This is a genomic window from Kitasatospora sp. NPDC054768 (assembly GCF_053612025.1).
This window is the reverse complement of record NZ_JBSHBN010000059.1, coordinates 23,759-49,497: the sequence shown is the minus strand read 5'-3', so window position 1 is coordinate 49,497 and position 25,739 is coordinate 23,759. Positions and strand designations below refer to the sequence as shown.

General features: G+C 73.9%; 20 protein-coding genes, 1 tRNA gene and 1 riboswitch. Of the genes, 13 read left to right on the top strand and 8 right to left on the bottom strand.

Annotated features, from left to right (window positions below):
* The first annotated feature begins 100 nt into the window (after window positions 1–100).
* Window positions 101–1,354: a hypothetical protein gene (locus tag ACWGKU_RS19480; protein WP_452180990.1), complete on the top strand. Its 1,254-nt coding sequence runs from the start codon at window positions 101–103 to the stop codon at window positions 1,352–1,354.
* Between the two features lie 86 nt (window positions 1,355–1,440).
* Window positions 1,441–2,226 (top strand): MerR family transcriptional regulator, encoded by a 786-nt coding sequence (locus ACWGKU_RS19475; protein ID WP_452180991.1) that lies wholly within the window; start codon window positions 1,441–1,443, stop codon window positions 2,224–2,226.
* A gap of 102 nt (window positions 2,227–2,328) precedes the next feature.
* On the opposite strand, the gene ACWGKU_RS19470 is transcribed toward ACWGKU_RS19475, so the two are convergent.
* The gene (locus tag ACWGKU_RS19470; RefSeq protein WP_452180993.1) at window positions 2,329–3,336 is read right to left on the bottom strand and encodes a helix-turn-helix domain-containing protein; all 1,008 of its coding nucleotides are present in this window, start codon (window positions 3,334–3,336) and stop codon (window positions 2,329–2,331) included.
* 337 nt (window positions 3,337–3,673) lie between these two features.
* Here ACWGKU_RS19470 and ACWGKU_RS19465 point away from each other — a divergent pair, with 337 nt between their 5' ends.
* From ACWGKU_RS19465 to ACWGKU_RS19455, 3 genes are all read left to right on the top strand, one after another.
* Window positions 3,674–4,351, top strand: a complete 678-nt coding sequence (locus tag ACWGKU_RS19465; RefSeq protein WP_401048318.1) for an RNA polymerase sigma factor — start codon at window positions 3,674–3,676, stop codon at window positions 4,349–4,351.
* Window positions 4,348–5,796 (top strand): hypothetical protein, encoded by a 1,449-nt coding sequence (locus ACWGKU_RS19460; protein WP_452180992.1) that lies wholly within the window; start codon window positions 4,348–4,350, stop codon window positions 5,794–5,796. Before ACWGKU_RS19465 ends, ACWGKU_RS19460 begins: the two co-directional genes overlap by 4 nt.
* A 267-nt stretch (window positions 5,797–6,063) precedes the next feature.
* Entirely contained in the window at window positions 6,064–7,248 is a 1,185-nt protein-coding gene (locus tag ACWGKU_RS19455; RefSeq protein WP_452179185.1) for a hypothetical protein, read from the top strand.
* Window positions 7,249–7,337: 89 nt separating this feature from the next.
* On the opposite strand, the gene ACWGKU_RS19450 is transcribed toward ACWGKU_RS19455, so the two are convergent.
* Together ACWGKU_RS19450 and ACWGKU_RS19445 are read right to left on the bottom strand one after the other, a co-directional pair.
* The gene (locus tag ACWGKU_RS19450; RefSeq protein ID WP_452179186.1) at window positions 7,338–8,837 is read right to left on the bottom strand and encodes an aminopeptidase P family protein; all 1,500 of its coding nucleotides are present in this window, start codon (window positions 8,835–8,837) and stop codon (window positions 7,338–7,340) included.
* 126 nt (window positions 8,838–8,963) lie between these two features.
* On the bottom strand, window positions 8,964–10,415 hold the full coding sequence (locus ACWGKU_RS19445; protein WP_452179188.1) for a PP2C family protein-serine/threonine phosphatase: 1,452 nt from the start codon (window positions 10,413–10,415) through the stop codon (window positions 8,964–8,966).
* A 617-nt stretch (window positions 10,416–11,032) separates the two neighbouring features.
* On the opposite strand from ACWGKU_RS19445, the gene ACWGKU_RS19440 reads away from it, so the two are divergent.
* Complete coding sequence (locus ACWGKU_RS19440; RefSeq protein ID WP_401049106.1) at window positions 11,033–11,695, top strand: bifunctional DNA primase/polymerase; 663 nt, start codon at window positions 11,033–11,035, stop codon at window positions 11,693–11,695.
* Between the two features lie 228 nt (window positions 11,696–11,923).
* Here the strand turns inward: ACWGKU_RS19440 and ACWGKU_RS19435 are convergent, their stop codons facing one another.
* The 4 genes from ACWGKU_RS19435 to ACWGKU_RS19420 all read right to left on the bottom strand — a co-directional run bounded on the left by ACWGKU_RS19435 (window position 11,924) and on the right by ACWGKU_RS19420 (window position 16,296).
* Window positions 11,924–12,907, bottom strand: a complete 984-nt coding sequence (locus tag ACWGKU_RS19435) for a DUF5926 family protein (protein WP_359897787.1) — start codon at window positions 12,905–12,907, stop codon at window positions 11,924–11,926.
* A gap of 69 nt (window positions 12,908–12,976) precedes the next feature.
* Entirely contained in the window at window positions 12,977–13,552 is a 576-nt protein-coding gene (locus tag ACWGKU_RS19430) for an ATP-binding protein (protein WP_387726706.1), read from the bottom strand.
* A gap of 360 nt (window positions 13,553–13,912) precedes the next feature.
* Window positions 13,913–14,737 (bottom strand): glycerophosphodiester phosphodiesterase, encoded by an 825-nt coding sequence (locus tag ACWGKU_RS19425; protein ID WP_401049103.1) that lies wholly within the window; start codon window positions 14,735–14,737, stop codon window positions 13,913–13,915.
* A 140-nt stretch (window positions 14,738–14,877) separates the two neighbouring features.
* Complete coding sequence (locus tag ACWGKU_RS19420) at window positions 14,878–16,296, bottom strand: purine-cytosine permease family protein (RefSeq protein ID WP_401049101.1); 1,419 nt, start codon at window positions 16,294–16,296, stop codon at window positions 14,878–14,880.
* Window positions 16,289–16,433: riboswitch (TPP riboswitch) on the bottom strand. Its footprint overlaps the gene before it by 8 nt.
* A gap of 281 nt (window positions 16,434–16,714) precedes the next feature.
* On the opposite strand from ACWGKU_RS19420, the gene ACWGKU_RS19415 reads away from it, so the two are divergent.
* The 7 genes from ACWGKU_RS19415 to ACWGKU_RS19385 all read left to right on the top strand — a co-directional run bounded on the left by ACWGKU_RS19415 (window position 16,715) and on the right by ACWGKU_RS19385 (window position 24,478).
* Window positions 16,715–18,589, top strand: coding sequence for a S1C family serine protease (locus tag ACWGKU_RS19415; RefSeq protein WP_452179189.1), 1,875 nt, complete (start codon window positions 16,715–16,717; stop codon window positions 18,587–18,589).
* 63 nt (window positions 18,590–18,652) lie between these two features.
* A tRNA-Ser gene (locus ACWGKU_RS19410) sits at window positions 18,653–18,740 on the top strand.
* Between the two features lie 118 nt (window positions 18,741–18,858).
* A complete protein-coding gene (locus ACWGKU_RS19405; RefSeq protein ID WP_401055238.1) occupies window positions 18,859–19,686 on the top strand; it encodes a MerR family transcriptional regulator in 828 nt (275 codons plus the stop codon).
* Between the two features lie 45 nt (window positions 19,687–19,731).
* Window positions 19,732–20,961: an MFS transporter gene (locus ACWGKU_RS19400; protein WP_452179190.1), complete on the top strand. Its 1,230-nt coding sequence runs from the start codon at window positions 19,732–19,734 to the stop codon at window positions 20,959–20,961.
* 126 nt (window positions 20,962–21,087) lie between these two features.
* A complete protein-coding gene (locus tag ACWGKU_RS19395; RefSeq protein ID WP_401051254.1) occupies window positions 21,088–22,452 on the top strand; it encodes an FAD-binding oxidoreductase in 1,365 nt (454 codons plus the stop codon).
* 457 nt (window positions 22,453–22,909) lie between these two features.
* A complete protein-coding gene (locus ACWGKU_RS19390) occupies window positions 22,910–23,239 on the top strand; it encodes a hypothetical protein (RefSeq protein WP_401051252.1) in 330 nt (109 codons plus the stop codon).
* 450 nt (window positions 23,240–23,689) lie between these two features.
* Window positions 23,690–24,478 (top strand): pyridoxine/pyridoxamine 5'-phosphate oxidase, encoded by a 789-nt coding sequence (locus tag ACWGKU_RS19385; protein ID WP_401051250.1) that lies wholly within the window; start codon window positions 23,690–23,692, stop codon window positions 24,476–24,478.
* Between the two features lie 66 nt (window positions 24,479–24,544).
* Here the strand turns inward: ACWGKU_RS19385 and ACWGKU_RS19380 are convergent, their stop codons facing one another.
* On the bottom strand, window positions 24,545–25,612 hold the full coding sequence (locus ACWGKU_RS19380) for an EamA family transporter (RefSeq protein ID WP_380547509.1): 1,068 nt from the start codon (window positions 25,610–25,612) through the stop codon (window positions 24,545–24,547).
* Window positions 25,613–25,739 lie beyond the last annotated feature (127 nt).

Below are 25,739 nucleotides of genomic sequence, written 5' to 3'. Positions count from 1 at the left end.
GATCCGTCCCGTCGGACGGATCCGCGGGCGGCGCGGACGGTTCTCCTCCGTCACATAGGATGTCCGGCCGGAGGGGGGCGGAACGGCGGGGAGAGGACAGGTGCGGACAGCACGCACGGCACGGGCCACCACCGACTACGAGGCGGCGACCGGGCGGATCGCCGGGTTGCCGCTGCGCAGGCACCACGTCCTGCTGGCCGCCTGGACGGTGCTCTGGTTCCTCCTGGTGGAGCCCAGCGGCGGCTTCTCCTGGCACTACCTGCGCCAGGGCGAGCAACTGCTCTTCAGCGATCAGCCCGACGGCGGCCTGTCGCTCTACGCCCGCCACCCGGAGCTCCAGATCGGCCCGGTCAGCCTGGCCGCGGCAAGGCTCACCGCCCCGTTCGCACCGCACACCGGCGAGCTGATCGCCGAGGCGGTGAGCGCCGGGCTGGGCCTGGTGATGCTGGTCGTGGTCGGCCGCACCGCCGCCCTGTACTACCTCGGCACCGGGATCAACCACCGGCGGCTCCAGCAACGGCTGCTGATCGCCGGGCTGGCGTTCATCCCGATGTGGGTCGAGGTCTCGGTCCGCTTCGCGCACCTGGACGACGTCCTCGCGCTGTTCTTCACCACCCTCGCCGCCCACGCCCTGGCCCGCGGCAAGCCCGTCCAGGTCGCGGTGCTCCTGGCGCTGGCGGTGGACTCCAAGCCCTGGGCGATCGCCTTCGCCCCGCTGATCCTGGCGCTGCCCCGGCCCGCCTGGCTGCGCACCGCGCTCTGGTTCTGCGCCCTGGTGGCGATCGCCTGGCTGCCGTTCTACCTGGGCAACCTGGACACCATGGCGGCCGCCAAGTTCACCATCCCGAACCAGCCCGCCTCCGCGCTGCGCTGGTTCGGGGTCACCGACCCGTCCACCCCCTGGTGGGACCGGCCCACCCAGTTCGCGCTCGGCATCGGGCTCGGCTGCGTCGCCGTTTGGCGCGGCCGCTGGCCGGCCGTGGTGCTGCTGGGCGCGGACGCCCGCGTCCTGCTCGACCCGAGCGTCTACACCTACTACACGGCCTCGATCCTGCTCGGCACCCTGCTCTGGGACGCGGTGGGGCAGAAGCGGCTCGTCCCGTGGTGGAGCTGGATCGCGCTGGTCGCGCTGTACGGCGGCACGCTGTTCCTCCCGTCGGACGCGGCCCGCGGCTTCGTCCGGCTCGCCTTCGTGGTGGTCTCCGCCGCGTACGTGCTGTTCTGGCCCGCGCAGCGGTCCCGTCGGCCGCGGTCCGGTGCGCCGGGCGACGGCGACGGCGACGGCGAGGGCGGTGCCGTCGGCCACCGGGGCGGGCGACGGCGCGTGCGGGTGTCGGCCGGCGCCGGGGTCTGATGCGGGAGGGCCCGCTCCCGTTCACCGCTTGACCCTCACGCGACGTGAGAGCCGAGGGTGGTGGTCAGCACCAGGGAGGAACTCCGATGACCAGTGAGGGCTACTCGGTCGGCGCCGTGGCGAAGATCGCCAAGGTGACCGTCCGCACCCTGCACCACTACGACGGGATCGGTCTGCTGTCCCCGGCCGGCCGTACCCGGTCCGGCTACCGCCGGTACACGGACGCCGACCTCGACCGGCTGCAGCAGATCCTCTTCTACCGAGAGCTCGGGTTCCCCCTGGAGGAGATCGCGGCGATCCTGGACGACGACTCGGTCAGCCCGACCGAACACCTCCGGCGGCAGCACCGGCTGCTCACCGACCGGATCAGTCACCTCCAGGAACTCGCCTCAGCCGTCGAACACGCCATGGAGGCACGGAGAATGGGCATTCAGCTGACCCCGGAGGAGAAGTTCGAGATCTTCGGCGAGGACTACCAGGAGGACTGGGAGCAGGAGGCCGAGCAGCGCTGGGGCGACACCACGGCCTGGGCCGAGTCGCAGCGCCGCACCGGCGGCTACTCCAAGGCCGACTGGCAGCGGATCCAGGCCGAGATGACCGGGCTCAACGACCGCCTGGCCGAGGCGCTCACCGCCGGCGAGCCCGCCGACGGCCCGGTGGCCACGGACCTCGCCGAGGAGCACCGGCAGCACATCTGCCGGAACTTCTACGACTGCACGTACACCATCCACCGCGGCCTGGCCGGGCTGTACGTCTCCGACCCGCGCTGGACCGACACCTACGAGAAGATCGCGCCGGGCCTGGCCCAGTGGCTGCACGACGCCATCCTCGCCAACGCCGACCGGCGCGAGGAGAAGCGCGCGGGGCAGTAGGCCGCGCGCCCGGGCCACCCCGCGCCCACCCCGCGCCCACGCCACCCCGCGCCCGAAGAAGCGCAGGGCCCGGGCCATCCCGCGCCCGAAGAAGCGCAGGGGTCAGGCCACCCCGCGCCCGAAGGAGCGCCGGTAGGCGGTCGGGGAGGTTCGCATCACCCGGCCGAAGTGGTGGCGGAAGGTCGCGGCGCTCTCGAAGCCGACCGCCGCGGCGATCTCCTCCACCGACCCCTCCGGCGACTCCAGCAGCGCCAGACTGGCCGCGATGCGCTGGGTGACGACCCAGCGCATCGGGCTGGTCCCGTTGCGGGCGGTGAAGTGCCGCAGGTACGAGCGGTCCGACATCCGGGCGGCGCCGGCCAGTTGCGAGATGGTCAGCGGGGAGGCCAGGTGGTCCAGCGCCCACTGCATGCTGCGGGCGATCCCGTCGTCCTCCTCCTCGACCGGGCGGACCGCCGCCTCGATGAACTGGGACTGCCCGCCGTCCCGGTGCGGTGCCACCACGAAGCGCCGGGCCACCGTGTTGGCCACTTTGGCGCCGTGGTCCCGGCGGACCAGGTGCAGGCAGAGGTCGATGCCGGCCGCGCTGCCCGCGCTGGTCAGCACGTCGCCGTTGTCCACGTAGAGCACGTCCGGATCGACCCGCACCGCGGGGTACCGCTGCTGGAGCAGCTCGGCGTACCGCCAGTGGGTGGTCGCCCTCCGGCCGTCCAGCAGCCCGGCGGCGGCCAGGGCGAAGGCGCCCGAGCAGATCGACACGATCCGGGCGCCGCGCGCGTGCGCGGTGCGCAGCGCCTCGACCAGCGCGGGGGAGACGTCCCCGGCCCGGCGACCGGGAGATGCCCCCACGCCGCCGAACGCGTTCGGCACCCCGGGGACCACCACGGTGTCGGCCGCGGCCAGCTCGTCCAGCCCGTGCCGGGCGGTCAGCGTGAAGCCGCCCACCGCCTCCAGCGCCGTACCGGGCCGGTCCGCGCACACCTTCAGCCCGTACCAGGGCGCCGCCAGCAGGCCGGTCAGCTCGGGTCGCGCAAGCCCGAACACCTCGACCACCACGCCGAGTTCGAACGGCGCCATGCCCGGGAAGGCGTACACGGCGACGTCGTGCACGGGCTCCGGGCGCCGACCGATGGTGACGGCCACCGGCCGTGGCCCGACGGCGGCTTCGGCGACCGGGGCGCCGGCCGGGCCGTCGACGTTCTGCTCGGCCATGCGAACCCCCTGTTCACGGGTGGCGGAATGCCGGTGAGTGTAGCCGTCCCGGCCCCTTCGGAATTTTCTTCGAACCCGACTGCAACCTTCACCTCCGTCACACGTCCTTTGGTACGGGGGCGGAGGGAACCCGGCGGAGGGCGGCTGGGATGATCCCCCCGATCACGATCTTGATCAGGTGGACCTGACGGAACGGCGGCCGCCGTCACCGTCCCGGGGGAAAGCGGAATCGCGAATGTCCATGGCCATCGGGCCGACCGCCGTGCAGGCAGGGGGGCGCGGCTTCTCCGTCCGCGGAGTGGTCGCCGCACTGTTCGGCGCGCAGGAGGTCGGCGAGCCGCTCGCCGCCGTCGCCACCGAGCAGGAGGCGAAGCAGCGCCGCTCCGGGTTCCGGCTGCTGCGCGGCGGCCGGAAGCCCGCCGAGGACCGGCCCACCCTGACCGACCTCTACCACGCCCACCGGCTCGGTCTGGTCCGGATGGCGGTCCTGCTGGTCGACCACCAGGACCTGGCCGAGGACGTCGTGCAGGACGCCTTCACCCAGCTCTACCAGCGCTACGGCGAGGAGCTGGACGACCTCGACAACGCCCTCGGCTACCTGCGCACCTCGGTGGTCAACGGGGCCCGCTCGATGCTTCGCCGCCGCAAGACCGCCCGCGAGTACGTGCCGCCGCACGTGGCCGACGCCCCGTCCGCCGAGGACCACGCGGTGCTCAACGACGAGCACCGCCGGGTGCTGGTCGCCCTGCAGGAGTTGACTCCCCGCCAGCGTGAGGTGCTGGTGCTGCGCTACTGGTCCGACATGTCGGAGGCGCAGATTGCCGAGACCCTGGGACTGTCCCGGGGCGCCGTGAAGTCCACTGCCAGCCGCGCTCTGGACGCCTTGGAAAAGCACCTGGAGAAGGTTCGATGACCGACAAGCTCCCCCGCCGCATCGGCGGCGACGGCGACGGGCCGGCCGAGACACCGACGGAACGGCTGCTCCGCGAGGCGATGACGGCCCGGGCCTCCATGGTCACGGCGGCCGGCCTGCGACCGGCCGCTCCCCCGAAGAACCGGATCCGCCGGCTGCGCCCGGTGTACGCCGTCACCGTGCCGCTCGGCCTGGCCGCCGCCATGGCGCTCGGCGTGCTCACCTTCCACGGCGAGCCGGTCGCCCAGGACCAGGTCCCGCCCCCGGCCGCCACCCTGACCGCCGCGCCGAGCCCGACGCCCGAGCCGACCGGCGAGCCCAGCCCGACGGCTGCCCCCACCGCCTCGGGCACCCCCGCCGGCGAGGCCGAGCCCGAGGTCCCGCTCGCCGACGGCGCCGCCCCCTCCGCCCCCTCGGCCTCCAACACGCCGCCCGGTGCGGCGAGTTCGTACAACTTCAGGGGTGTCAGGTTCAAGGTTCCGGCCGGTTGGAAGGCCGTGCCGGTCTCGACCAGTCAGGTCTGCGTCCTGAGCCCGGGGGCTCCGACGGACCCGCAGCAGGGCTGGGCGCCGGCGAAGTGCGAGCCGTACGGCGTCCTGGTCGTGGTCTACAACAGCCCGGACGAGATCGTCGGCGGTGCCTGGCCGACGACGGCCGACCTGACCGCCGACGGAGGCTGGGGCCACCAGCCGAACTGCCCGATCTGGGGCCGGCCCTACATCCCCGAGAACGGCTACTCCTCGATCGGCGCCCCGGTGCGGACCAAGCCCACCGTGGCCGGCCGGACGATCGACAAGACCCAGTGGAACGTCACCTGCAAGCCCGGGGACACCTTCACGGCCCAGCTGTGGGGGATGGGTACGGACCAGGTCTTCGTGGTGGCGAACGGGCTCAAGAGCGACTACCAGTCGGGCCTGACGGCGATCGTCAACAGCCTGGACGTGAGCGGCCACAAGGCGCCGGGCCTGTCCGCGACCGAACAGGCCGCGAAGGACCTCGTCATCACGGTCGACGGAGGCATCGGCGCGGGGCAGAAGGTGTCCAACAGCGGCACCCCGGTGACCTTCACGGTGACGTACCGGAACTCCGGCCAGAAGACCTACGACAAGCTCCAGCCGCTGGTGTACACCAACGAGTACGCCGGGACGCCGCCGAACGAGGTGCTCCCGACGAACAAGGGCAAGCTGGAGCGCCAGGACGGCGGCAGCTGGACGGAGATCCCGCTCTCGATGGGGGGCGGCATGGACTACGCCGCGGTGAGCCAGAAGGCCTGGTTCTCGCTCGCGCCGGGTGAGTCCAAGAAGGTGACCTACCGGATGGCCCTGGACCTGGTGGACGGGCCGGGGACGATGCCGGTGTCCGTCCAGGCGACGCTGCCGTACGACGGCACCACGACGCTGACGCCGTTGAAGGAGCTGACCGTCCCGGTGACGGTCGTGAAGTAGCCGTCCCAGGCGGGCCGTCGAGGCGCCGTGACCGGGTATCTCCCCTGGTCACGGCGCCTTTCGGCATTCCGGGCGAAGTCCGCGAAAAATTCTTCGAACCCACCTGCAACCCCCCGGCGGGATGGACGTCTATCAGGGTGAGAGGCGGGGAGAGCGAGCCGGCGGAGCCGGGGGGGCTCGGGCCGGCTCCTCGGGGCGCGACATCAGGCGCCCGTTCATCCGATCACCATCACCTTCATCACCACGTGTCCTTGGGGGGACTGTCACATGAACGCGTCCGTTATCGCCCGTATTGCGAAGATTGTCCCGCTGGCCGTCGTCGCCGCCGTCGGTGTCGCCGCCTGCGGCCCGACGAACGGCGGAGCGTCCGTCGCCGCCTCCGCTCCCGCCTCCACCCCGGCCGTCACCTCCTCGGCCACGCCGGGCGCGGGCGCCGTCCCGGCCACCCCCACCCCTGCCGCGCCGACCACCGAGGCGGCTCCGGCCGCCGCCGCGCCCGCGACGGAGGCGCCCGCGGCCCCCGCTGCCGCCGGGACCGACGCCAAGCCGGCCGCGAAGGCGCCGGCCAAGCCGGTCTCCGCCAAGCCGGCGCCCGCCAGGCCCGGCGGCATCGGCATCACCTTCAACGGCCTGCGCGAGGGCCAGAAGATCCAGGTGGGCGACAAGGTCGCGTTCTCGGTGACCTGGAAGAACAACGACGCCTCGGGCACCCGCGCGGTGGCGCCGGTGGTGGCGACGCAGCAGTACGAGGGCGCGCCGTGCCAGCTGGTGCTCTCGATGGCGGAGGGCACGCTGGAGCGCAAGGACGCCTCGGGCTGGACCGCCCTGCCGGCACTGAGCCAGGGCGGCGGGATGGACTACGCGGGCACCGGCGACGCCGCCGCCTTCACCCTGGCCGCGGGCGAGAGCCGGACGGTCGAGTACCGGATGTCGCTCGACGTGAACAACCGCCCCGGAAGCCTCGCCATCGAGGCGGACGCCCCGACCCCGCACGCCAAGTCGTACAAGGACATGGCCAGGAGCGTGGTGACCGCGAAGGTCGTCGATGCCCACCGCCCGGTGGTGAACTCGGTCTCCGAGCCGTCCCTGCTGGTCTACGGCGGCGCCCCGACCGAGTTCTCCTACAAGCTCTCCTCGCCGGACGGTGTCACCCGGCTGTACCCGTCGGTGTTCCTGTCCACCCGGAACAGCGAGGGGCTGTCCGAGTCGGACGTCACGGTGCAGGCGAAGGTCGGCGACGAGTGGAAGACCCTCACCACGGTCCAGGACTGCAACGGTCGGCTCGGGGCTGAGCCGGCCGAGCTGGCGGACCTCCTCCCGGGCAGCTCGGTCTCGTACACCTTCCGGGTCGCGGTGGCGCGGCACGCCGGACCGATGGCCATCGAGGTCGGCGGGGTGGCCGCCGGCCACCACAGCGCGGACTCCCTGGTCCAGCCCTACAGCAAGGGCTGAGCCCGCACCGAAGCCGAAGGGCCCGGCCTCCCACTGCTCGGGAGGCCGGGCCCTTCACCGTGGCCTCGTCATGGCCGTCGTGCGGCGGCTCAGGCGAGCGAGGCCATCCAGGCCTCGACGTCCTCGGCGCTGCGGGGCAGGCCGGCCGAGAGGTTCTCGTTGCCGTCGGCGGTGACCAGGATGTCGTCCTCGATCCGGACGCCGATGCCGCGGTACTCCTCCGGCACGGTCAGGTCGTCCTGCTGGAAGTACAGGCCGGGCTCGACGGTCAGCACCATGCCGGGGACCAGCAGCGCGTCGACGTGCTCCTCGCGGCGCGAGTGGGCGCAGTCGTGGACATCCAGGCCGAGCATGTGCCCGGTGCCGTGCAGGGTCCAGCGGCGCTGGAGGCCGAGCTCCAGGACCTTCTCGACGTCGTACACCGAGGCGTCCAGCAGGCCCCAGGCGAGCAGCCGCTCGGCGAGGACGCGCTGCGAGGCCTCGTGGAAGTCGCGGAACCGGGCGCCGGGCCGCACCGCGGCGATGCCGGCCTCCTGGGCGTCGTACACGGCGTCGTAGATCCGGCGCTGGAGCCCGGTGAAGCGGCCGTTGATCGGCAGGCTGCGGGTGACGTCGGCGGTGTAGAGGGTGCTGGTCTCCACGCCCGCGTCCAGCAGCAGCAGCTCGCCGGGGCGCACGTCGCCGTCGTTGCGCACCCAGTGCAGGGTGGTGGCGTGCGGGCCGGCCGCGGCGATGGTGCCGTAGCCGACGTCGTTGCCCTCGACCCGGGCGCGGCGCCAGAAGGTGCCCTCGATCCAGCGCTCCGAGGTGGCGACGGCCTGGCCCAGCTCGCGGACCACGTCGGTGAAGCCCTTGACGGTGGCGTCGCAGGCGGCGCGCAGCTCGCCGATCTCCCACGCGTCCTTGACCAGCCGCAGGCCGCTCAGGAACTCCTTGAGCCCGGCGTCCTTGTCCTCGTCCAGGGCGTCGGCGAGCGCGGCCTCCAGGCCGGCGTCGTAGCCGCGGACGATCCGGGTCGGCACGGCGGGGTCCGCGGCCTTCGCGGCCAGCTCCTCGGCGGCCTGGCGCACGTCGCGGGCGGGCAGGCCGAGCAGCTGCTCCTGCTCGCTCAGGCTGTGCCGGCGGCCGACCCACAGCTCGCCGTTGCCGTCCAGCCAGAACTCGCCGTTCTCGCGGTTCGAGCGGGGCAGCAGGTAGAGCACGAACGCGTGGCCGGCGTCGCCGGTCGGCTCGCCGACCAGCACCGCGTCCTCGGTCTGGTCACCGGTGAGGTGGACGTACTCGCTGGAGGCGCGGAACGCGTAGTCGGTGTCGTTGGAGCGGACCCGCAGGTTGCCGGCCGGGACGACCAGGCGCTCGCCGGGGAAGGCGGCGGAGAGCGCGGCGCGGCGCTCGGCCGCGTACGGGGCCTGGGCGACGGGGGAGAGGCCGTGCAGCTCGGTGTCGGCCCAGCCGGACTTCATCGAGGCGGCCAGCTCGTCGGAGATCTCGCCGTAGAGACCGTTCTTGCGGCCCTTGTGCTGCTCGGGCTCCTCGCCGCCCTCGGCCTCGGGGTTCTCGGCCACCGCGGGGGTACGGTCCTCGGTCACGTGCAACGCCTCCTTGGGGGGTGGTACCGCCGCCCCTCGGGGGAGGTGTCGGATCGCGACACGCGCGGGCGGCCGTGCGTCCATGGTACGGACGCCGGGCCGCCCGCCCTTTTCGGGTCCGAACCTTCACTCGAAGCGGGCCGCCAGCAGCATCAGGTCGTCGGTGGCGGTGCCCGCGGCCGGCGGGGCCGGGCAGACGGCCAGCAGGTGGGCGCAGAGCCGGTCCGGGTCGATCCGCACGTCGCGCGGGGCGTCGGCGGCGGCGCGGCGCAGGTTGGCCTGCCCGGCGTGCAGGGTGGGGCCGAAGCGGCGGGCCAGGCCGTCGGTGTAGAGCAGCAGGGTGTCGCCGCGCTCGGCGGTGAACTCCACCCCGGGGGCCTCCCAGCAGGCCAGCATGCCGAGCGGGGCGGAGAGCGAGGTCTCGACGAACTCGGCGCCGTGCCGGCCGACCAGGACCGGCGGGCAGTGCCCGGCGCCGGCCAGGGTGATCCGGCGCTCCTCGGGCTCGACCCAGGCGTAGACGGCGGTGGCGGAGCGGCTCGGCTCGGTGGTCTTGAGCAGCAGCTCCAGGTCTCCCAGGACGGAGACCGGGTCCTCGCCCTCCAGCACCGCGTACGCCCGCAGCGCGGCCCGGACCCGGCCCATCGCGGCGGCCGCGCCGGGGGCGGAGCCGGGGCCCGCGCCGGGGCCGTCGCCGGAGACGGAACCGACGGTGAGGCCGATGGTGCCGTCCGGCAGCGGGATCGCGTCGTACCAGTCGCTGCCGGCGGAGCGCTCCAGCCCGGCGGGGACGAGCCGGGCGGCCAGCCGCAGCCCGGCGGCCTGGGGGAGGCGGTCCGGCAGCAGGCCGCGGCGCAGCGCCTCGGTGGTGCGCGAGATCCGGTCCGCCTCCAGCTGCTTGGCGAGCAGCGGGGCGGCGATCTCGCAGTAGTGGCGGGCCAGTTCGCGCTGGCATTCGGTCGGTTCGGCGGGCTCGTCGTAGAACCAGAGGGCGGCGGCGAGCGGGCCGTCCTCGGCGGTGGCGAGCGGCAGGCCGTAGGCGCCGCCGAGGCCGAGGTGGACGGCGAGTTCGCGCAGCCGGGTGCCGATGGCCGGGTCCTCGGCGAGGTCGCGGGAGTGCAGCCGGGCGGGCCGGTCCCGTTCGCGCAGCAGCCGGGCCAGCAGGCTCTGCTCGGTCGGGACGGTCTCCAGGGCGCCGAGGCTGGCGCGGTCGAGGCCGAAGCCGACCGGCTGTCCGGGCCCGCCGCCGGGCCGCCTGGTGACCAGCACGCCGCGCCGGGCGCCGAGCAGGGCGGCGCCGGAGGCGAGGACGGTGTCCAGGGTGGCGGCCAGGCCGCGGGTGCGGGCGAGCCGCTCGGTGTGCTCGTGCAGGCTGGTGATTTCGGACAGGCGTCCGGCCAAACGGTCCTGCACGGCGGCGGACGGCGCCGTGCGGGCGTCCGTCGTGCCGTCCAGGGCGTCGACGGGGCCGGGCAGGTCCGGCAGGTCGAGGACGGTGAGCCCGCCTGCGCAGCCGGGTTCGCCCGGCTCGGCGGTCGTCGTCGACGGGAGGGCCGTCGACGGGTGGGACTCGTTCATGCCGTCACTCCTGACGCGGTGCTACGTGCCATGCGAAACCCCCAGATACGGCCAATGTGGAGCGAGCACGGCCTTAGGGCGCGTTTCGCCTCGATTCGCTACTACTCGTCATTGATCGACAGCAATGCCACCACTTCTACACAGGCCATTCGGGGCATGTCCAGATCCAGGACGACGCGGTGGCCTGTTCCACATCCATCGCGACCCGGTCGGGGGGCGCGCGGGGTTGGTGCGCGCGCCGGTCGGGCCGGGAGGCATGGAGCGGGCCGCGAACGGGCAGAACCGGGAGGACGGCCCGGGCGGCCGTCCGGATCGTATGTCCGTGCCGCCCGTGAGCCGGGCTGGCCGGAACTCTCTCACTCGTACGGTGGAACCAAGCGTGCCCGGGCGGCGTCCATCCGTCGCGTACGGGATTCTCGTTCCAAGGGCTGTGCCGGTGCGCGGCCCTTTCATGTCGTGCTCCACACCCGCTCCACGTCGAAGCCGCGCCGCCCGCCCTGCCGCCCGCCCCGCGCCGCGCCGCCCGGGGACCGTGCCGCGGCGGGCCCGCACGGAGGATCCCGACGGACGCCGGCGGGGCGGAGCGAACCGAGCGGTCAGGGAAAGGAACGAGCGCCATGCGTGAGAATCCGAAGGACCGGTCGGAGGAGCGTTCCGCCCGGCTCGCCGCGGCCCTGGCGGCCGCCGTCGACCACCGCTGGCCCGTGGTGCCGGGCGCCGTGCTGCGCGACGGCCGGTGCTCCTGCGGCGACCTGGACTGCACCGTCCCCGGCGCGCACCCCCACGACCCCTCGCTGCTGGCCGCCACCACGGACGCCCGGATGGTGCGCTGGTGGTGGGAGCGGCAGAGCCCGGACGCGCCGGTGCTGGCCGCCACCGGCTCCACGGTCTCGGCGGTCAGCCTGCCCGCGGCGGCCGGCGCCCGGGCGCTGGTCTACCTGGGCGCGCTGCGGCTGCCGCTCGGACCGGTGCTGGCGATGCCGGGCCGCTACGCGCTGTTGGTGGCCCCGTACTCGCTGGACGTGCTCGGTGAGATGCTCGCCCAACTCCCTTGGGTGCCGGGCTCGTTGCGCTATCACGGGCCGGGTGGCTTCCTGGCACTGCCGCCCGGAGGCGCGGCCGCGGGGGTCGCCGCGGCCGGAGGCCGGGGGAAGGTGCGCTGGGTGCTGGCACCGCGGCCGGGCGCCGGCGGCGGGGTCTGGCTGCCGCAGGTCGGGCCGCTGCTGGGGGAGTTGGTGGAGGCGGCGGTCCGGTTGGACAGCGGACGCTCGGCCTACTGAGGACCGCAGGTGCCGGGCGGGGCGCCGGGGCCTCCGTCGGGGCCTTCACCGGGGCGTTCCGGAAAAACAAAAGATCCGGCCGCTGGCGACGGGGGATGCACCAGCGGCCGGACTCTTTAGACAGTAACAAGGATCTGCGCCCGCGCCAATTTCCAAGACGCCCTCCACGCCCGGAAATTGCGCGTTCACCGCGACAATGTGACGCGTATCACGCGGATCCTGCGCGCTTTAGTTCAGGGTGACCTGACGGTTCACCAGGTTCGCGCGGGCGCGCCGCTCCTCGGCGGTCAGCGGGGTCCCGTCGGCGAGCACGGCGGCGAGCCGCTCGGCGAACTCGGCGGCCGGCTTCTCGCAGTCGGCGGCGGTCATCGCGAGCGGGAGATCCCACACCGGGACGGTCAGGCCGTGCGCGCGGAACGAGCCCACCAGGCGGGTGTCCGCGCCGAGCGAGGCCTCGCCGGCCGCGTTCAGCCGGGCCAGCGCGTCCAGCAGTTGCTCCTCCGGCACGGTCATCACCCAGCGCAGGTGGTTCTTGTCCGGAGTGCCGCACCAGTAGGCGGAGTCCACGCCGGCGAGCTTCTCGGTCGGGATGGCCGAGGCGTTGGCGCGCTCCAGGGAGGCGGCGACCTCACCGGTGGCGGCCTCGGCGTCCTCCAGCCAGAACTCGAAGCCGGTGTGCACGGTGGGCGTGAACGCGGCCCCGGCGTCCAGCAGGTCCTGCAGGCGGCGCCCGCCCGGGACGGTCCGGCGGGCCGGCACCGGGCTGCCCGGCTCGGTGGCCAGGGCCAGCTCCAGGGCGTCCGCGAGGTCGCGGCTGAGGTCGCCGGAGGCGGACTGGGTCTGCAGGCCGAGCAGGATCGAGCCGTCCTGGCGGCGCAGGGCCGGCCAGGCCAGCGGCAGCACGGTGGCCAGGGTCACCGACGGGACGTCACCGGTGGCGCCGTCCGCCACCCCGGCGGCCAGCGTCAGCGGCACCGTGGCGGCGGGCACCAGCTCGCGCAGCGCCACCCAGTCGGCCTCGCCCGACAGGCCCTCGAACGGGCGGTGCACCAGCTCCTGCACCGCGTGCGAGGCCTCCCGGCCGTGACACGCCTTGTACCGGCGGCCGGAGCCGCAGGGGCAGTCCTCGCGGGCCCCGACCACGGGGATCTCGCCCGTGACGGCGGTGGTGGACTGGCGCTGCGGCGCCTTCTTGGCGGCCTTCTTGCCCATGCTGCGGCTCTCCCGGAAACGGTGGTCCTGTGTTCCGGGAAGCCTAACGACACATTCCCCGCGCCCGGCTCACGCGCTACGGGCGTCGCCCCCGGTGCGCCGGGCGTGCCGGGCCCGGGCGGGCAGCGCCGCCCAGACCGTGACCTCGCCGGGGGCGTCGCGCACGCCCCAGTCGCTGGCCAGCTGGTCGACGATGCTCAGGCCGCGGCCGCCGCGCGAGGTCAGCGAGGGACTCGCGGGCAGCGGCCGGGTGGCCGCCCCGCCGTCCGTGACCTCCAGGGTGAGCACCCCGTCGGCGTGCATCTGCCAGCGGACCAGCACGCCGCCGTCCGGCTCGTCCGAGCCCTCGGCGGACTCCCGGCCGCCCGGTGCGGCGCGCGTCCCGGACGGGACGCCGACCAGCACCTGCCCGAGCACCTCGGCCCGGCCGCTGCGGCCCAGGGCCGGCAGCGGGCCGAGCGGACGGGCGTATCGACAGGCGTTGCTCAACAGCTCGGAAAGGATCAGAACAGCATCATCGATGACCGGTTCCGGTATCTGCCGGTCACCCAGATCTCGACGCAGTCGGCGCCGTGCGACCCCGACACTCGCTGGGCCGTGCGGCACTGCCATGGTCGATGAAGTCGGCACTTCACGCGCCACCATCAACGCCACCCCCGGACCTCCTTCAGCGTATGCCGAGGGAGAGATGCCCCTTGGTAATGCGTCGGAAACGAGCACCGGACGATCCCGCGAGCCCATTTCGAGTGCGGCGACCGACGGTCGACATCAGGTCATTCCGTGCTCACCCTCTGTCGCCTGGATGCAAGAATTCCGGCAATTTCGCGCAAGGAAGGTTTGACTGCCGACCAGAGTGATCGGACCGGAGTGATCGGATCGGGAGGATCCGACCGGGCCGACCGGACGCAAGTGACCGGACGCAAGTGACCGGACGGAGCGACCGGACGGAGCGACCGGTTCGGGGCGACCGGATCGGGCGGGTGCGGCCCCGGACGCGCCGGCGGATCACCGGCCGAGCTGCGCCAGCACCTCCGCGGGCCGGTTGGTGATGATCGCGGACACCCCGAGCTCCAGGCAGAGCTCGACGTCGGCCGGCTCGTCCACCGTCCACACGTGCACCTCGTGCCCCAGCTCGCGCAGCCTGGTCACCAGGTGCGGGCGGGCCCGCACCAGCTCGATGCCCGGGCCGGCGATCCGCGCCCCGCCCGGCAGCGGCGAACCCTCGCGCAGCCGGCCGAGCAGCGGCAGGGTCCGCTCGAACAGGAACACCCGCCGGTACTGCGGCGCGGCGGCGGCCACCCGGTTCAGCGCGATCGAGGAGAAGCTCATGATCCGGGCGGACGGGCGGTCGCCGCCCCGGGTCGCGCCGATCCCGAACCGCTCCAGCGTCCGCAGCAGCTCGGCCTCCACCCGGCCGCGGAAACGCACCGGGTGCTTGGTCTCGATCGCCAGGTCCACCGGGCGGCCGCACTCCACCACCAGCTCCAGCAGCCGCTCCAGCCGCAGCACGCCGCGCAGCTCCGGGTCGACGCTGGGGCGGCCGGTCTTCCAGGCGCCGAAGTCGTAGTCCTCCAGCTCGGCGAGGGTCATCGCCGAGACGGTGCCCCGGCCGTTGGAGACCCGGCCGATCCGGCGGTCGTGCACGCAGACCAGCGCGCCGTCGGCGGTGACCCGGACATCGCACTCCAGCGCGTCGGCGCCCTCGTCGAGCGCGCGCCGGTAGGCCGCGAGGGTGTGCTCGGGCAGGGCGTGGGAGGAACCGCGGTGGGCGATCACCTGGACGGACGGCACGGTGCGCGCCGCCGGCGAGGACAGGTCTGGGCTGGTCACAGGCCCAACGATAGGCGGCACAGGTGAAGCGCGGACAAAGACGGCCCCAACCTGTGGGGCCGTCTTCCTGCCCGCGGAGCCGTCCCGGCCGGGCCCGCGGGGCCGGGCCGCCCCCGCTTCGCCCGGTGCGGGCGGCCCGCTCAGTGCCGGTCGGCGCGGCGGGAGAGCGGGGTGAGCGCCCAGGTGACCAGGGCGGGCACCAGGAAGGCGAACAGCGAGGCGGAGGTCCACTCCTGCGGGGTGAAGTGCAGCGACTCCTGGGCCGAGGTCCAGAAGTCCGTCCACCAGCCGGCCACCTTGGTCGGCGCGATGAACTGGTAGACCGCGAAGCCCAGGGCCCACGGCAGCAGCATCGGCCAGCGGGACGGCGCGTCGGCGGAGAGGTTCCAGCCGCGCCGCCCGGCGCCGAGGAAGTAGTCCACCACGAGCACCGCCAGCAGCGGCACGAACACCGAGCCGATCAGCCCGAGGAAGCCGTAGTAGGTGTCGGTGAACTCGTCGATCCGCAGCGCCAGCACGGTGGTCAGCGCGCCGATCGCGCCGGAGAGCACCCGGCGGTCCACCTTCGGCAGCAGGTTCTGCACCGACATCGCCGTCGAGTACACGTTGGCGAAGGACTGGTCCGTCTCGCGCAGCACCAGCACCAGCAGGAACAGCCAGCCGGCCCAGACCCCGAGGAAGGAGTCGAAGATCCGGTTCGGATCGCCGTCCGACTGCAGCAGCGCCATCAGGCCGAGCACGTAGCACCAGACCTGGGCGATCGTGTAGCCGGAGAAGCTGCCCCAGAACGCCGAGCGCGGGGTGCGCGAGTGCCGGGTGTAGTCGGCGGCCAGCGGGACGAAGGAGACCGACACCGCGATCATCGCGTCGGTGGCGCCCAGGAAGCCGTGCCAGTTGCCCGCCCCCGGGTCCGGCACGCCCTGGCGGCCCAGCTGGACGGTGAAGTACACCATCGCCACCGCGACCGCCCCGGCCACGAAGCGGCGCAGCACCGCGATCGAGCCCAGCGGCCAGATGGTCAGCGCCGTGGTCAGCGCGCCCGCGAGCAGGACGAACAGCCAGCGGTAGCCGGTGGTGTGCGCGACGGTCTGCGCGCCCGCCGAGATGGTCAGCAGCTCGAACACGCCCCAGCCGATGCACTGCACGATGTTCAGCACCGTCGGCAGGTACGACAGCCGGGTGCCGAACAGACCGCGCAGGTTCGCCATCGCGGGGGCGCCGGTGCGGGCGCCGATCAGCGAGGCCACGCCGAGCATCGCGGTGCCGACCGCCGTACCGACCGTGATCGCGGTCACCGCGGCGACCAGCGACAGCTCGCTGCCGGGGGCGCCGAGCACGGTGGCGGCGGTGGAGAAGCCGATCAGGCTGACGCCCAGGTTCATCCAGAGCGCGAAGTGGTCCCGGAAGCGCAGCGTGCGCGGCGGCTCGGTGTCCAGCACCAGGGGCGCTTCGACGTGCTCGGGGCGCTCCAGGACGGCGGTCGCGCCCGCGGCGGAGGCGTCCGCACCGGGGGCGGGAACGTTCGCGCCCGAAGAAGAGGATGGCGAAGCAGGCGGCATGGCCGATACTCCCTACGCCGGCATTACCCGGACAGGTTCCGGCGGTCAGCGCCCCCTCGACCGTCCGTCACTCGTGTGGCGTACGGTCGACATGCGCACTCTCAGCCTGGTGGGTCCAAGCTCCCGCGTGTCAGTTTGGAGCGACAGGCTAACCGGCACGGGGGCGAACGCCCAAGGCCGAGGGTGTGCGGTCCGCATCGCGGGACGCCCGGCGGGGGAGGGGAGCCTCGGCCGTCGGTGCCGGTGCCGGCGTGGGTGCCGGCGTGGGTGTCGGAGCCGGTGTTCGGTGCCGGCGTCGGGTGTCGGCGTCTGCGTCGGCTAAGGATTCTTATGAGTTCTTCAGAGGGGTCCTTACGGCAATCGAATCGACAGTGCGAAAAACTATGGTCCTTGGTTCTGCCAGCTATGGAGGTCGTCCGTGAGCACCGAGCGCGAGGTTGGGCCCGCCGGGCCGCAGGGGGAGCAGCCCGCCGGGCAGGGGGCGGCCGAGTCCGCTTCCGAAGGCCCCGCTCAGGGCGGGCACCAGCCGACCATGGCCTTCCGGCGGGTGCCCGAGCCGGAGTCGGGCGCCGTCGAGGCCGCCCCCGTCGAGGCGGCACCGCCCGTCGACGCCGTCGCGGCCGAGGGTGTCCCGGCCGAGGGCGGGCACAAGCCCACCGTCGCCTTCACCAAGGTGCCCGCACCGGAGGCCCCCGCGGCTCCCGCGGCCCCCGCGGCCCCCGCGGCCCCCGCGTCCCCTGCGGCGCCCGCCGCCGAGCAGCCGGCCGTCGACCCGGTCACCGGCTACATCGACGCGCCGCCGCCGGTCCTGCCGCCCGCCCCGCAGGCTCCGGTGGCCCCGCTCGCCGCGCCCGCCCCGGCCGCGGCCCCCGCCGCCCCGGCGCTGCCGCCGGTCGACAACCCGTACGCCACCCCGACCCACGGCGTCCCGGCGGCCGGCGCGCACGAGGGCTACGGCGCCGCTCCGGCCGCCCCCGGCGCGCACGAGGGCTACGGCGCCGCCCCCGCCGCGCACGGCCACCACCCCTTCGGGGCCGGTCAGCCGCTCGGCGGCTGGGGCCCCGCCCACGACTCCACCTCCGGCGGCGCGGGCTACCCCGGCGGCCCGGCGGGCCCGCTCGGCTACCCGGCGGACCACCCCGGCGGTCCGGTCGGCCCCGGCGGCCCGCGCAAGAAGCGCGGCGGCCTGGTCGCCCTGATCGCGGCCGTCGCGCTGGTCGCCGGTGTGGCCGGCGGCGTGCTCGGCGTGACCGTCACCGACAATGCCGACAAGCGCAGCTCCGCGAACGACCACCGCAGCACCACCGTGCAGGCCAGCGACACCCAGAAGAACGAGCCCGCCCCCGGCTCGATCGCCGCCATCGCGCAGAAGGCGCTGCCCAGCGTCGTCACCATCAAGGCGCAGGGCAACGGCGAGTCGGGCACCGGCACCGGCTTCGTCTTCGACACCGAGGGCCACATCCTCACCAACAACCACGTGGTCGCGCCGACCCTCAACGGCGGCAAACTGACCGTCAAGTTCGCCGACGGCAGCTCCTACAGCGCCTCCGTGCTGGGCCACGCCGAGGGCTACGACGTCGCCGTGGTCAAGATCGACAACCCGCCGAAGAGCAAGCTGACCCCGCTGCCGCTGGCCGACTCCGACAAGGTCAACGTCGGTGACGCCACCGTCGCGATCGGTGCGCCGTACGGCCTGGAGTCCACCGTCACCAGCGGCATCATCAGCGCCAAGGACCGCCCGGTGGCCTCCGGCGACGACACCGGCTCGCAGGCCTCGTACATGAACGCCCTGCAGACCGACGCCTCGATCAACCCCGGCAACTCCGGCGGCCCGCTGCTCGACTCCGGCGGCGCGGTGATCGGCATCAACTCGGCGATCCAGTCCAACGCCTCCGCCAACGGCCGGGCCGGCAGCATCGGCCTGGGCTTCGCCATCCCGATCAACCAGGCCAAGTGGGTCGCGGACACCCTGATCAAGACCGGCAAGCCGGTCTACGCCAAGCTCGACGTGCTGCGCAACGACGACTACAAGGGCGACGGCGCGCAGATCCAGACCAAGGACATCCAGGGCCAGCCGGCCGTCACCCCCGGCGGCGCGGCCGACAAGGCCGGCCTCAAGCCGGGGGACGTCATCACCAAGCTCGGCGGCGTGCCGATCGACAACGGCCCGGCCCTGGTCAGCCGGATCTGGACGCACAAGCCCGGCGAGACCGTCGACGTCGAGTACACCCGCAACGGCCAGACCTTCAACACCAAGGTCACCCTCGGTCAGCGCGAGGGCGACCAGTCGTGACCCCCGCCCGCACCGAAACGTGTGCGCCGAACCCCGCCGGACCCGTTAGGCTGACCTCCGCCTGGAGAGCTGCCCGAGCGGCCTAAGGGAACAGTCTTGAAAACTGTCGTGCGGTGACCCCGTACCGTGGGTTCGAATCCCACGCTCTCCGCCGGTAGGAGAACCACCTGCTCAGGGCGGGTGCCGAGTTCGCTCGGCACCCGCCCTCGGTGTTTCCCGGACGGCCGGGTTGACCCTGACACGGTGGCAGGGGATGGAGTGGGCGCATCATGTTGAACATCGGAGACTTCGCCAGCCACGGCCGGGTGTCGGTACGGATGCTGCGCCACTACGACGCGATCGGGCTGCTGCGGCCCGCCCGGGTGGACCCGGTCAGCGGGTACCGCTCCTACGAGGCGTCCCAACTGGCCCGGCTCAACCGGGTGATCGCGCTCAAGGAGCTCGGCTTCACCCTGCAGCAGGTGCGCGCCGTCCTGGACGAGCAGGTGGACGCGGCCGAACTGCGCGGCATGCTGCGGCTGCGGCGGGCCCAGCTCGCCGAGGCGATCGCCGCCGACGAGCTGCGGCTGGCCCGGGTGGAGGCGAGGCTCCGGACGATCGAGAGCGAGGGGACCATGTCCGCACACGATGTCGTGGTGAAGCGGGTGCCGTCCGTCCGGGTGGCCCAACTGGCCGGTGCGGCCACGAGTTACGAGCCGGAGGACATCGGCCCGGTGATCGGGCCGCTGTTCGCCGAACTGTGCCGGAGGCTGGCCGCGGCCGGGGTCGAGGCGGCCGGCCCGTCCGTCGCCCGCTACCAGGACGCGCCGGAGGGCAACGGCTCGGTGCTGGTCCTGGTGGCCGTCCCGGTGGGCCCGTCGGTGCGGCCGGGTGAGCACGACTTCGAGGTGCTCGACCTGCCGCCGATCGAGGAGGCGGCGACGATCGTGCACCGCGGTCCGATGGACGACGTGCTGGGCACCGGCCAGGAACTGGCCCGCTTCATCGAGGAGAACGGCTACCGCTCGGCCGGCTACGCCCGGGAGCTGTACCTGGAGTGCCCGGAGGACCGGGCCGGGTGGGTCACCGAGCTGCAGGAGCCGGTGGTCCGGCGGTAGCCGCGCTTGCCCTCGACCGGGTCGAGGGCCCTAGCGTCGCCCGGCATGACCACTGCCACTGCCACTGCCACTGCCACTGCCACTGTCGCTCCGCGGGCCGCGCTGCCGCGGAGGTACCTGCTCTGGCTGGCCGGTGTCCAGGCCGGACTGCTGGGTGACGCCGCGCTGTACTTCGCCCTCGGCTGGGCCGCCTCCGCGCACGGCGGCGGCGCGGCCGGGCTGGTCCTGACGGCGATCACGGTGCCGCGCACCGCGCTGGTCCTGCTGGGCGGCGCGGTCGCGGACCGCTTCGGCGCCCGGCGGGTGATGCTCGCCGGGGACACGGTGATGCTGGTCGCGACCGGTGTGCTGGCCCTGGTGGCGGCCTCCTGGGGGACGCCGCTGTGGCTGCTGGTCGCGGCGGCGGCCGTGATCGGGACGGTCGACGCCTTCCACCTCCCGGCCGGCGGTTCGATGCCCCGCCGGCTGGTGCCCGCGGACCGGCTGCCCCGGGCGCTCGCCCTGCGGCAGGCCGGCGGGCAGAGCGCCGTCCTGCTCGGCGCACCGCTGGGCGGCCTGCTGGTCGCGGCCGGCGGGCTGTCCGGCGCGGCGCTGGCGGACGCGGCGAGTTTCGGGGTCGTGCTGCTGGTTCTGCTGCGGGTGCGGCCCCCGGAGGACGGGCCGTCCGGTCCGCGGGCGGGACTGCTCCGCGAGGCGGCGTCCGGCGTCCGGCTCGCCGTGGCCGACCCGCTGCTGCGGGCCGCCCTGCTGGTCACCGGCGCTGCGGCCGGGGCGCTGCTGCCGGTGGTGTCACTGCTCGGTCCGCTGCTCGCCCGGGCGCACGGCTGGGCGGCCGGGACGGCGGGACTGGTGGGCGGCGGCCAGGCGGCCGGGGTGCTGGCGGTGGCCGGCCTGATCGCCCGGCGGGGCACCTTGCCCCGGGCGGGGGTGGGGGCGGCGGCCGGGCTCTGCGCGGCCTCGGTGGGGATCGCGCTGCTGGCGTCGGCCGCGGGGCCGGTGGCGGCGGTGGCCGGCAGCGCGGTGGCGGGCCTCGGCTCGGGGCTGTTCGCCTGCCACCTCGGCCCACTCGTGCTGACCGGCGCGCCGCCGACCCATCTCTCCCGGGTCCAGGCACTGCTGACGCTCGTGCAGAGCCTGGCACTGGTGCTCTCGAACTCCCTGTTGGGCCTGCTCGCGGACGCGGCGGGCGCGGCCCTGCCCACCCTGCTCTGCGCCCTGGCCACCGCCGCCGCCGGGCTCACCGCCCTGGCCACCCCGGCCCTCCGCCGGGCCTGAGTCACCCCGTGTTCCCCTGTCCGTTCGTCTCCTGTTCCCCAACCGCCCCGCGGCCCACTTGCCCGGCCCCGGTCGTCCGGGCAGAGTGCGGAGGTGGAGGCGGGCGGGCGGCGAGTGGAGGCGGCGATGAGTGATCTGACGGACCGACTGGCGCAGGGCCTCCCGGCGGGGGCCGTCGTGGTGGACCCGGACGTGACCGCCGCGTACCGCCACGACATGGCGGGTTTCTGCGCGGCCGGGCAGCCCGCGGTGGTGGTGTTCCCGGAGACGGTCGAGCAGGTGCAGCACGTGCTCCGCACCGCGACCGAGTTGCGCGTGCCGGTGGTGCCGCAGGGGGCCCGGACCGGGCTGTCGGGTGCGGCGAACGCGGTGGACGGCTGCGTCGTGCTGTCGCTGGTGAAGCTGAACCGGATCCTGGAGATCGACCCGGTGAACCGGATCGCGGTGGTCGAGCCCGGTGTGGTGAACGCTGAACTCTCCCGTGCTGTCGAGGAGTTGGGGCTCTCGTATCCGCCGGACCCGTCCAGCTGGGAGTCCTGCACGATCGGCGGCAACATCGGTACCGGGGCGGGCGGGCTCTGCTGCGTGAAGTACGGCGTCACCAGCGAGTACGTGCTCGGGCTGGACGTGGTGCTGGCGGACGGGCGGCTGCTGTCCACCGGGCGCCGGACGGCGAAGGGCGTGGCCGGTTACGACCTGACCAGGCTGTTCGTCGGCTCGGAGGGGACGCTCGGTGTGGTGGTCCGGGCGGTTCTGTCGCTGCGGCCGGCGCCCGCTCCGCAGTTGGCGCTGGCGGCGGAGTTCCCGAGTGCGGACGCGGCCGGGGCGGCGGTCTGCGAGGTGATGGCGCGCGGTCTGACCCCGTCGCTGATGGAGCTGATGGACGCGGTCTCGGTGCGGGCCGTCAACGAGTTGGGTCGGATGGGCCTGCCGGAGTCCACCCGGGCGCTGCTGCTGGTGGCCTTCGACGGGCCGGACCGGGAGGCCGAGCTGGCGCGGGTCGCGGAGCTGTGCCGGGAGTCCGGGGCGACGGCGGTGGTGCCGGCCGAGGACCAGGCGGAGTCCGATCTGCTGCTGGCCGCCCGGCGGATGGCGTTGCCCGCGCTGGACCGGCTGGGCACCACGATGATCGACGACGTGGCCGTGCCGCGTTCCCGGCTGGCGGAGATGCTGAACGGTGTCGCGGTGATCGCCGAGCGGCACGGGCTGACCATCGGGGTGGTCAGTCATGCGGGGGACGGCAACACCCACCCGATCGTCATTTTCGACGCCTCGGACGTGGAGCAGACGGCCCGTGCCCAGCGCTCCTTCGACGAGATCATGGCGCTCGGGCTGGAGCTGGGCGGCACGATCACCGGGGAGCACGGGGTGGGGCTGCTGAAACGGGACTGGCTGGCCCGTGAGCTGGGCCCGGTGGCACTGGACCTGCAGCGGCAGCTGAAGGCGGTCTTCGATCCGCTGGGAATTCTGAATCCCGGCAAGATGATCTGATTTCCACTGAGTCATCTCGTCGGATCGGACGGGGCCTTCACTCCTGCCGCCCTGGTGTGACATTCCGATGGTCTGTGAATGGTCGGAAAGTCGACATGGAAGGGTGATCGAACTTTTCGGGGGCGCGTTCACGGGTTCGCATGCGCCGGGGTGGTGCGACCGGCGGACCGTGTGACGCCGTTTGCGCCGCTCGCCGAGCCGCCCCGGTCCTCGGCCGTCCGGGTGAATTCCCAGCTCGGACGGGGTGCATCGACGCATGGTCCGGTTTCGCGGCCGCCATGCGCCGCGCGGCTGGATATCACGCTAACGGGGGAAAATCGCTGTGGGAGCTAGTGCTTTGTCGATTTGTTGCGGAAGGCTGTGTTCCGGCGTCGCAGCCCGCAGGTGTTCGTCCGGTCGACGAACCTTGCACACCTTGATCGACCATTGCCCGGTGAACAGCTCTTTGGAGGCATTCATGGCTCGCACCCGTACCCGTCGAACAGCCGGACTACTGTTCGCCGGCCCACTCGCGGCCGGTCTGCTGCTGGCCGGTGCCGGTGGTGCCGCCGCCGACGACGGCGCGGGTGCCGAGGGCGGCTCCAACGCCGGAGCGGTCTCCAACACCGGTACCGGCAACGTGTTCGGCGGGGTCGACGGCAACTACGTCTCCACCCAGCAGACCGCCACCGGTTCCGGCGGCTCGAACCAGGACAACACCGTCGCGGTGAAGGACAACGCGGGGAACGTCCAGGCCGGTCAGGGCAACAAGGACGTCAACGTCGTCGTCGCCCCGACCTTCAACTGACCGCCGTGATGCGGCACCGGGCACCACGGAAGGCGGGGGCGCCGGACGTGGGTGGCCGCGGCTGAGCTGAGCAGCCGCGGACGGGCCCGGACCGGGTCGGAACGGACGGATCGGTTGGAACGGTTGTAACGGAAACCGAGGTACCACCGCAGTACAGCAGAGGGAACAGCGCATTCGACCGGCCGCGGAAAGGGTCACCGCGAAACCGGCCTCGTGGGCGGTGCCGATGGCGGCACCGCCCACGAGCGTGTCCGGTGCCGGTGCCGGTGCGCCCGCCGCACGCCCCGGAACCGCCCGCCGACCGGCCCGGATCCGTCCACCGAGGGCCCGCGCCCGGAGCCGTGGGTGTACGGCGGTACGGTTGCGCTCCGACAGCGCACCACGTGCCCGGGCCCGAAGGGCCGGCCCGGCCGGGGCGGCGACCGCGGCAATCGGAAGGAAGGGTGCGCGATGGCGGCGGAGGAGGAGGGCCTGACGGGCCCGGGCGAGGCCAGGCCTGCACCGGAGCCCGCGGCGGACGCGCGCCCGGAGCCGTCTGCCGAGCCGGTCCACGGGCACCGGTCCGGGCCCAGGTCCGTCCCGGAGCTGCTGCTCGGCCGTCCGCCGATGGCCCGCCCGCTGCCCTCCTTCGACCATGCGGCCGCCCCCACCGAGCCCGGCCCGCTGTTCGTGGACTGGCTCGCCACCGCGCTGCACGCCGGGGTGCTGGACCCGCAGGCCTTCACCCTCTCGACCGTCGACGCCGACGGCATGCCGGACGCCCGGGTGCTGGTGCTGCGCGACGTCGACGCGGCCGGCACCGGCTGGAACTTCTCCGCGGCCGCCGACAGCCCCAAGGGCCGTCAGCTCGCCGGTCACCCGGCCGCCGCGCTGACCGTCTACTGGCCGCAGTTGGGCCGCCAGGTCCGGGTGCGCGGCACCGTCGAGCGGGCCGCCGACCTGGTCGCCGCCGCCGAGTTCGCCACCCGCTCGCCCGCCGCCCGGGTCGGCGCGCTGGTCGGGCGGCAGAGCGAGCCGCTGGGCTCGGTCGACGAGTACGACGAGGCGGAGGCGGTCGCCCGTCGCCGGCTGGAGACGTACCCGGACGCGGTCGCGCCGGGGCACGCGGTCTACACCCTGTGGGCGCACGAGGTGGAGTTCTGGCAGGGCGACGCCCAGCGCCGGCACATCCGGCTGCGCTACACCCGTACCGGCCCGGTCAGTTCCCCGGAGTGGTCGCGCACCCTGCTCTGGCCGTAGGGCGTCCCCGGGGCAGGCCGTCCCGGAGCACGCCTCCCCGGAGGAGGAGCACCCAGGCAGACGCGGCTACCGCCGCCCGGTCAGCGTGGCGCCCACGCTGGCCGCGACCACACAGCCGATCCCGGCCAGCTGCGGCACGCCCAGCAGTTGGCCCAGCACCACCAGCCCGACCAGCGCGCTGACCGCCGGCTCCAGGCTGACCAGCACGCTGAACACCCGCTGCGGCATCCGTCGCAGCGCGGTCATCTCCAGCGCGTACGGGATCACCGGCAGCAGCAGCGACACCCCGGCCACCGCGGCGAGCAGCCCCAGTGGCGAGGCGCCGGGCGCGGTCAGCCCGTCCCAGGCCTGGCCGAGCCCGAAGGGTGCCAGCGCCAGCGCGCCGACCGTCATCGACACGGCCAGGCCCTGGAAGCCCTGGAAGGTCGCGCCCACCTTGTCGGTGAACAGGATGTACAGGGCGTAGCAGGCGGCCGCCCCGAAGGCGTAGAGCAGGCCGACCGGGTCGAGCGACCCGCCGCCGTCCCCCTCGCCGAGCAGGGTCAGCAGCACCACGCCCGCGGCCGCGAGCAGCGCCCAGAGCAGGTGGCTGGCGCGCCGGGCGAAGACCAGGGCGACCGCGAGCGGGCCGAGGAACTCGATGGTGGCGGCGGTGCCCATCGGCAGCCGGTCGATCGCCCCGGCGAACAGGAAGGTCATCCCGGCCGAGGCCACGCCGAGCAGTGCGGCCGCGACGAGGTCGCGCGGGCGCTTGTCGCGGAGCTTGGGCCGGGTGACGGCGAGCAGGATGACGGCGGCGAAGCCGAGCCGCAGGAAGGTCGTGCCGCTGACGCCGAGCGGGCCGAACAGCGGCTTGGACAGGGCGATGCCGGTCTGCACCAGGAACATCGCGGTCAGACAGAGAAGCGGCGCCGGGATCCTCTCCGGGCGCCGCAGGACCTTGCCGAGCCGGCCGGTGGACCGGCCGGGGTCGATCCCGGGTGGCGCCGCGGGGCCGGAGGCCCCACCTCGTCGCCAGCTTCCCCGCTCGCCGGCAGGCTCGCCCTTGGGGGCGGGCGGCATGGCCAGGGCCTCGGCGACGGCGGCGGCCGACGACGAGGCGGCAGGGGTTTCGCTGGTATGGGAGGTGGGCATATTTGTGAGTTTGCCGTAAGGAGTGATGAACGGGCAAGCTCGTTACAAAAATCGGGACGGATGCGGACGGGTGCGTCCGAAAGGGTGGACTCGCGCGGGCGCTGCGGCGTGGTTGCGGCAAACCCCC

What these genes read in the sequence shown, in the direction of transcription:
- ACWGKU_RS19430 (WP_387726706.1), bottom strand. Translation starts at nt 13,552, where the DNA reads ATGGTGGCGCGTGAAGTGCCGACTTCATCGACCATGGCAGTGCCGCAC.
- ACWGKU_RS19440 (WP_401049106.1), top strand. Translation starts at nt 11,033, where the DNA reads ATGCGTGAGAATCCGAAGGACCGGTCGGAGGAGCGTTCCGCCCGGCTC.
- ACWGKU_RS19455 (WP_452179185.1), top strand. Translation starts at nt 6,064, where the DNA reads ATGAACGCGTCCGTTATCGCCCGTATTGCGAAGATTGTCCCGCTGGCC.
- ACWGKU_RS19465 (WP_401048318.1), top strand. Translation starts at nt 3,674, where the DNA reads ATGTCCATGGCCATCGGGCCGACCGCCGTGCAGGCAGGGGGGCGCGGC.
- ACWGKU_RS19435 (WP_359897787.1), bottom strand. Translation starts at nt 12,907, where the DNA reads ATGGGCAAGAAGGCCGCCAAGAAGGCGCCGCAGCGCCAGTCCACCACC.
- ACWGKU_RS19385 (WP_401051250.1), top strand. Translation starts at nt 23,690, where the DNA reads ATGGCGGCGGAGGAGGAGGGCCTGACGGGCCCGGGCGAGGCCAGGCCT.
- ACWGKU_RS19395 (WP_401051254.1), top strand. Translation starts at nt 21,088, where the DNA reads ATGAGTGATCTGACGGACCGACTGGCGCAGGGCCTCCCGGCGGGGGCC.
- ACWGKU_RS19400 (WP_452179190.1), top strand. Translation starts at nt 19,732, where the DNA reads ATGACCACTGCCACTGCCACTGCCACTGCCACTGCCACTGTCGCTCCG.
- ACWGKU_RS19420 (WP_401049101.1), bottom strand. Translation starts at nt 16,296, where the DNA reads ATGCCGCCTGCTTCGCCATCCTCTTCTTCGGGCGCGAACGTTCCCGCC.
- ACWGKU_RS19390 (WP_401051252.1), top strand. Translation starts at nt 22,910, where the DNA reads ATGGCTCGCACCCGTACCCGTCGAACAGCCGGACTACTGTTCGCCGGC.
- ACWGKU_RS19405 (WP_401055238.1), top strand. Translation starts at nt 18,859, where the DNA reads ATGTTGAACATCGGAGACTTCGCCAGCCACGGCCGGGTGTCGGTACGG.
- ACWGKU_RS19460 (WP_452180992.1), top strand. Translation starts at nt 4,348, where the DNA reads ATGACCGACAAGCTCCCCCGCCGCATCGGCGGCGACGGCGACGGGCCG.
- ACWGKU_RS19380 (WP_380547509.1), bottom strand. Translation starts at nt 25,612, where the DNA reads ATGCCCACCTCCCATACCAGCGAAACCCCTGCCGCCTCGTCGTCGGCC.
- ACWGKU_RS19445 (WP_452179188.1), bottom strand. Translation starts at nt 10,415, where the DNA reads ATGAACGAGTCCCACCCGTCGACGGCCCTCCCGTCGACGACGACCGCC.
- ACWGKU_RS19475 (WP_452180991.1), top strand. Translation starts at nt 1,441, where the DNA reads ATGACCAGTGAGGGCTACTCGGTCGGCGCCGTGGCGAAGATCGCCAAG.